The sequence below is a fragment of the Kitasatospora sp. NPDC059577 genome, assembly GCF_042735475.1.
Taxonomy (GTDB): domain Bacteria; phylum Actinomycetota; class Actinomycetes; order Streptomycetales; family Streptomycetaceae; genus Kitasatospora.
This window is the reverse complement of sequence record NZ_JBHWBZ010000018.1, coordinates 121,235-127,705: the sequence shown is the minus strand read 5'-3', so window position 1 is coordinate 127,705 and position 6,471 is coordinate 121,235. Positions and strand designations below refer to the sequence as shown.

Sequence of the window (6,471 nt, the reverse complement as noted above, 5' to 3'; positions counted from 1 at the left end):
GCTGTGGTCCCCGGGGGCCCCCCCGGGGGGCTCGGGCACCCCCCCCCGGCCGGGCCCCCCCCGGGGGCCCCGGGTCTCGCGGGGGGGGGGCGCCGCCCCCTCACCCCCCCCCCCCTCCCGTACGTTTCCGGTCAGTCCTGCGGCGTGTAGTACGAGACCAGCTCGGCCACGCCCGGTTCGACGCCCTTCCACGAGCCGCCGAAGCTGAGCACCGCGATCGCCGCCGTCGGGAAGCCGCCGAGCCGCAGCCGCTCCAGCGCGTCCCGGTCGCCCGCGTCCCCGGCCAGCACCTGGGTCAGGCCCAGCACGCCGGGGTTGTGGCCGACCAGCACCACGTCCGCGTACTCCTCCGGGGTCTCGTGGAGGACGGCGATGATCTCACCGGGGCTGGCCTCGTAGATCCGGTCCTCGTACACCGTCTTGCGAGCCCGCTTGGGCAGCTCGTGCGCCGCCAGCTTCCAGGTCTCGCGGGTGCGCAGGGCCGTGGAGCAGAGCACGTAGTCGGGGTTGATGCCGGAGTCGACCAGCCAGCGGCCGGCGTCCGGGGCCTGGTGGCGGCCCCGGTCGGCCAGCGGCCGCTCATGGTCGTCCACGCCGTTCGGCCAGTCGGCCTTGGCATGACGGAGAACGATGATCCTGCGGGGCGTGTCGGCGCTCATACCCAGCAAGCTTGGCAGAAAAGCCGCCGGGTGGCGCGATGCTCCCGGTTGCCGCCACTCCCCCGGGTGTCGGGTGCCATCATGGCCCGTCCACCGGGACGTCGGACGGCGGTCGGACGGCCGTCGGCTCGGACGGCCGCCAGGCGGACGGCCCAGCGGTCACCGGACCGGACGGTCGTCAGCCCATCGAGGTGGCGACGGAGGCGATGACCGCCACCAGCACCACGATGGCGCCGAAGGCCAGGGCGATACGGCCGAGCTGCTTGCGGCCGTCGGTCGGGTTCGGGTCGAGAACGGGCATGTCGGGAATTCTCCCACCCCGAACACGCCCGTCCTGCGGCGCCCCCGCCGCCTTGGCCGGCCCTTGACCTTCGCAGCCGGCCCTTGACCTCCGGCACCCCGGACACTCCGCGCCCCGGCCGACCGCCCCGGGCGACCGCACCCCGGCCGACCACCCCGGGCCCCGGCCGCTCGACGCCGGGCCCGGGGGTCAGGCCTTGACCGGCTCCGCCGGGCGGACCGCCTCGTCCTCGATGTGCCGGGCCATCGCGGCCCGCAGGCCGAACAGCATCTGCGGCACCAGCAGCAGCGCCAGGAAGCCCAGCGGCCCGTACCACTCGCCGGTGACCTGGTAGATCCGGCCGATCAGGATCGGGCCCGGGATGGAGATCAGGTAGCCGACGCCCTGGGCGAAGGCGGACAGCTGCGCCACCCCGCCCGAGGTCCGGGCGCGCAGCCCGATCATCGTCAGCACCAGCGGGAAGGCGCAGTTGGACAGGCCCACCAGGACCGCCCAGACCCACGGCGCACCGGCCGGGGCCAGTGCCAACCCGGCGTACCCGGCGATGCCGCAGGAGGCCAGCACGACCACGAACAGCCGCTGGTCGCCGCGGCGGGCGGCCAGGTTGGGCAGGACGAAGGAGACCGGCACGCCGATCACCATGGTCACGGCGAGCAGCACCCCGGAGGTGCCCTTGTCGATGCCGGCGTCCTGGAAGATCTTCGGCAGCCAGCCCATCACCACGTAGGCACCGGTGGCCTGGAGGCCGAAGAAGCAGGCCAGCGCCCAGGCCGTGCGGCTGCGGGTGATCGGCAGCTTGGCGGGGACGGCGGCGCCGCCCGCCCGCTCGCCGCGCTCGCGCCTGGTGATCAGCACCGGCAGCCAGAGCAGCAGGGCCAGGGCGCCGAGGCCCGCCCAGATGCCCAGGCCGAAGCGCCAGTCGCCGCCGAGGGAGGCGGTCAGCGGCACGGTGACGGCGGCGGCCAGCGCGGTGCCGGCGGACAGCGCCATGGAGTACAGGCCGATCATCGGGCCGACCTTCTCCGGGAAGTAGCGCTTGATGACCACCGGGATGAGCACGTTGGAGACGGCCACGCCGGCCAGGGCGAGCGCGGTCAGCAGCAGGAACACCCCGGTGCCGCCGGCGAAGGAGCGGGCCAGCACGCCCGCGGTGATCGCGGCCATGCCCGCGGTGATCACCGCGATCGGGCCGATCCGCCGGGCCATCGTGGGTGCGGCGAAGCCGAACAGCCCGAAGCACAGCGAGGGGACCGCGGTGAGCAGTCCGGCGAGGGTCGGGTTCATCCCGAGGTCGGCTCGGACCTGGTCGAGCAGCGGCCCGAGGCTGGTGACCACGGGGCGCAGGTTGAAGGCGGCGGCGGCGATCGCGACGGCGAACAGCCAACCCGGGCGGCCGGTGGAGGAGGAGGTGGAAGGGGCGGGGTCGGCGGGCCGCTCGGTCTGCGGCCTGGCCTGGTTCCACGGGGAAGCGGTGGTCTCTGCTGCGGGCATGTGCGCCATCATAGAATGATGGGATGAATTGATGCACCCTGGAATTGGCATGATGTGCCGACCGTTCATCCGACGGCCACGTTCCACCCAGGCCGCCCCGAGCCGTAGTCGCAAGGAGTCCCCGTGGCGCTGTCCTCGCCGAGGCGCACCCCGCTGTCCGACCAGGTGATCGCCCAGCTGCGCGCCCAGATCACCTCCGGGGAGTGGCCGGTGGGCTCGCGCATCCCCACCGAGGCCGCCCTGGTCGAGCAGCTGGGCGTCGCGCGCAACACCGTGCGCGAGGCCGTCCGCGCCCTCGCCCACAACGGCCTGCTCGACATCCGCCAGGGCTCCGGCACCTACGTGCTGGCCACCAGCGAACTGGCCGGGGTGATGCACCGCCGCTTCGCCGACGCCGACCAGGCGCAGGTCGCCGAGCTGCGGGCGGCACTGGAGACCTCGGCGGCCGGCCTGGCCGCCCAGCGCCGCACCGGGCGCGACCTGGAGCTGCTGGACGGCGCCCTGGCCCGCCGGGAGGGCGCCTGGCACTCCGGTGACGCCGAGGACTTCGTCCAGGCCGACGCCGCCTTCCACCAGGCCGTGGTCGCGGCCGCCCACAACGACGTGCTGCTCGCCGTCTACGCCGACCTCGGCGAGGTCACCCGCGCGCACCTGCGGCACGACGTCGGCCCGGAGCTGATCGCCGAGCGCTACATCGGCCACGACACGATCCTGGACGCCATCCGGGCCGGCGACGCCCAGCGCGCCTCGGTCGAGGCCGGCCGCGCCATCGGCGCCTGCGCGACCGCCGAGTCCTGAGCCCCGGGGGAACGCGGGAACGCCGCTGCCCGGCACCCCCTGCGGGAGGGGTGCCGGGCAGCGGCGTACGGGCGGGGCGTCAGGCGCCGATGGCGTGCAGACCACCGTCGACGTGGACGATCTCGCCGGTGGTCTTCGGGAACCAGTCCGACAGCAGCGCGACGACACCGCGGCCGGCCGGCTCCGGGTCGCTCAGGTCCCACTTCAGCGGGGAGCGGTGGTTCCAGGTGTCGGCCAGGTCGCCGAAGCCCGGGATGGACTTGGCGGCCATCGAGCCGATCGGGCCCGCCGAGATCAGGTTGCAGCGGATGTCCCGCGAGCCCAGGTAGCGGGCCAGGTAGCGGTTGGTCGACTCCAGGGCGGCCTTGGCCGGGCCCATCCAGTCGTACTGCGGCCACGCGTACTGCGCGTCGAAGGTGAGGCCGACGACCGAGCCGCCGTCCTGCATCAGCGGCAGCAGCGCCATGGTCAGCGACTTCAGCGAGTACGCCGAGACGTGCATCGCGGTGGCCACGGACTCCCACGGGGTGTCCAGGAAGTTGCCGCCCAGCGCGTCCTGCGGGGCGAAGCCGATCGAGTGGACGATGCCGTCCAGGGTCGGCAGGGTCTCGCGGACCTGGTCGGCGATGCCCGCCAGGTCCTCCGGGTTGGAGACGTCCAGCGACAGCACCTTGACCGGGTGCGGCAGCTTCTTGGCGATCCGCTCGGTCAGGCTCGGGCGCGGGAAGGCGGTGAGGATGATCTCCGCGCCCTGCTCCTGCGCGAGCCTGGCGGTGTGGAACGCGATGGAGGACTCCATCAGCACGCCGGTGATCAGGATCCGCTTGCCTTCGAGGATTCCACTCATGATCAGTGACCCATGCCCAATCCGCCGTCGACGGGAATGACGGCTCCGGTGATGTACGCGGCCTCGTCCGACCCGAGGAACCGCACGGTGGACGCGACCTCGGCGGGCGCCGCGTAGCGGCCCAGCGGCACGCCCGCGACGATCTCCGCGCGGCGCTCGTCGCTGAGCACGGCGGTCATGTCGGTGTCGACGAAGCCGGGGGCGACCACGTTGACGGTGATGTTGCGCGGGCCGAGCTCGCGCGCCAGCGACCGGGCGAAGCCCACCAGGCCGGCCTTGGAGGCGGCGTAGTTGGCCTGGCCCGGCGAGCCGGACAGGCCCACCACGGACGAGATCAGGACGACACGGCCCTTCTTGGCGCGCATCATCAGCTTGGAGGCGCGCTTGACCACACGGAAGGTGCCGGTCAGGTTGGTGTCGACGACGGAGGTGAAGTCCTCCTCCGACATGCGCAGCAGCAGGGTGTCCTTGGTGATGCCCGCGTTGGCGACCAGCACCTCGACCGCGCCGTGCTTCTGCTCGATCTCGGTGAAGGCGGCGTCGACCTGCGCGGCGTCCGTGATGTCACAGCGGACCGCGAGGACGTCGTACTTCTCCAGGGCCTCGGGCACCTCGCCCGAGCGGCTGGTGATGGCGACCTTGTCGCCCGCCTCGGCGAAGGCCTGGGCGATCGCGAGGCCGATGCCCCGGTTTCCTCCGGTGACGAGAACCGAGCGGCTCAACGATCCACCTCTCTCCGTGTGTGAGCGCGTACGTCGGAATGCGTACGCAGTGTGACGCTATCGGGCGGTCGACGGTGGCGGCGCATCGGGCTCCCACAGCGCCGCACCGAAGGAACTGTCGCAATCCGACAACCCGCCCCCGCCTCTCCGGCCCGGCCCGGCGACACCGCCCAGGCCCCGGCCGGGCCCGGATCGGGGCCACTGTGCGGGAACAACACGGGCGGCCGCACCCGTTGCCCCGTGGTGGGGGCCGGCCGGGGACCTGTCGTACGGTTCACCCCGACCAATTCCGGCGAGCGACGAAGGCAGAGCGGATGACCAAGGCACGGCCGGGGAGCACCCCCCGACGCGGACGACTGCTGACCCTCACCGCCCTGGCGGCCGGCCTGGGCGCTGCGGCCTGGGCGCTGCGCGACCTGCCGGCGGCGTTCGGCCGCCGGCCGGACGGAGACCGCGAGGAGCGGGTGCGCAACTCCCCGCAGTACCGCGACGGCGTCTTCCACAACGCGCCCTCGACCCTCGCCCGCACCTCGGGGGCCCCGGGCTTCGACGGCGCCACCGCCCGCCGGATGCTGTTCGAGCGCGAGGGCCGCGTCCCCGCCCACCCGGTGCCGACCGTCCGTCCCGCCACCCCGCCCGGTCCGGCCGCCGAGGGCGTGGAGATCACCTGGTACGGGCACGCCTCCGTGCTCGTCGAGGTCGAGGGCTTCCGGGTGCTGCTCGACCCGATCTGGAGCGACCGCTGCTCCCCCGCCGCGCACCTCGGCCCCAAGCGGCTGCACCCGGTGCCGGTCGAGTTGGAGGAGCTGCCGCCGGTCGACGCGGTACTGATCTCGCACGACCACTACGACCACCTGGACATGGCCACGGTCAAGCGCCTGGTGCGCAGCCAGTCCGCCCCCTTCGCGGTGCCGCTCGGCATCGGCGCCCACCTGCGCCGCTGGGGCGTCCCGGAACACCGCATCATCGAGCTGGACTGGGACGAGACCTGCAACCTGGGCGAGCTGGTGCTCACCCTGACCGCGGCGCACCACTTCTCCGGCCGCGGCCTGACCCGCAACACCACCCTCTGGGGCTCCTGGGTGATCGCCGGCCCGAACCGCAAGGTCTTCTACACCGGAGACTCCGGCTACTTCGAGGGCTACGCCAGGATCGGCGAGCGGCACGGCCCGTTCGACGCCGCGCTGGTCCAGATCGGCGCCTACGACGCGGCCTGGGCCGACATCCACATGACCCCCGAGGACGCCGTCCTCGCCCACCGGGACCTCTCCGCCGGCCTGCTGGTGCCCGTCCACTGGTGCACCTTCAACCTCGGCCTGCACCCGTGGGCCGAGCCGGTCGAGCGGCTGGTGAAGGAGGCCAAGGAGCACGCCGTCCCGCTGGCCGTGCCTCGCCCCGGCGAGCGGGTGGACGTCGACAACCCGCCCGAGCTCGACGGCTGGTGGGAGTCCGTCGGCTGACGGCCCCCCACCAGGCCCCCATCAGGCCCACCACCAGGGCGCTCTCCGGGACCCCGCCGGGGGCTCGCGAAGGCCCTCCGGAGGGTCCCGCGACGCCCGGCGCGGGCGGGGGGGGGGGGCCCCCCCCCCCGGCCGCCCCCCCCGCCCCCCCGCGCGGGAGGCGGGGGGGGGCACCCCGGGGCGGGGGAAGAGT

General features: G+C 73.9%; 7 protein-coding genes. 2 read left to right on the top strand and 5 right to left on the bottom strand.

All coding sequences use genetic code 11. The features are described 5' to 3' along the window. Positions 1–131: 131 nt before the first annotated feature. From ACFV0O_RS17210 to ACFV0O_RS17200, 3 genes are all read right to left on the bottom strand, one after another. Complete coding sequence (locus ACFV0O_RS17210) at positions 132–659, bottom strand: SixA phosphatase family protein (RefSeq protein WP_380342131.1); 528 nt, start codon at positions 657–659, stop codon at positions 132–134. 178 nt (positions 660–837) lie between these two features. Continuing rightward, positions 838–960, bottom strand: coding sequence for an SGM_5486 family transporter-associated protein (locus tag ACFV0O_RS17205; RefSeq protein ID WP_360265184.1), 123 nt, complete (start codon positions 958–960; stop codon positions 838–840). A 189-nt stretch (positions 961–1,149) separates the two neighbouring features. Then, a complete protein-coding gene (locus tag ACFV0O_RS17200; protein WP_380342128.1) occupies positions 1,150–2,451 on the bottom strand; it encodes a CynX/NimT family MFS transporter in 1,302 nt (433 codons plus the stop codon). A gap of 123 nt (positions 2,452–2,574) precedes the next feature. On the opposite strand from ACFV0O_RS17200, the gene ACFV0O_RS17195 reads away from it, so the two are divergent. Beyond that, positions 2,575–3,249 (top strand): FadR/GntR family transcriptional regulator, encoded by a 675-nt coding sequence (locus tag ACFV0O_RS17195; RefSeq protein WP_360265179.1) that lies wholly within the window; start codon positions 2,575–2,577, stop codon positions 3,247–3,249. 79 nt (positions 3,250–3,328) lie between these two features. Here ACFV0O_RS17195 and fabI read toward each other — a convergent pair whose 3' ends face one another. Together fabI and fabG are read right to left on the bottom strand one after the other, a co-directional pair. Then, a complete protein-coding gene (gene fabI, locus ACFV0O_RS17190; RefSeq protein WP_360265176.1) occupies positions 3,329–4,096 on the bottom strand; it encodes an enoyl-ACP reductase FabI in 768 nt (255 codons plus the stop codon). Between the two features lie 2 nt (positions 4,097–4,098). Beyond that, positions 4,099–4,818 (bottom strand): 3-oxoacyl-[acyl-carrier-protein] reductase, encoded by a 720-nt coding sequence (gene fabG / locus ACFV0O_RS17185; protein ID WP_360265174.1) that lies wholly within the window; start codon positions 4,816–4,818, stop codon positions 4,099–4,101. A gap of 314 nt (positions 4,819–5,132) precedes the next feature. Between fabG and ACFV0O_RS17180 the strand changes: the two genes are divergently transcribed. Next, positions 5,133–6,278, top strand: coding sequence for an MBL fold metallo-hydrolase (locus tag ACFV0O_RS17180; protein WP_380342123.1), 1,146 nt, complete (start codon positions 5,133–5,135; stop codon positions 6,276–6,278). Positions 6,279–6,471 lie beyond the last annotated feature (193 nt).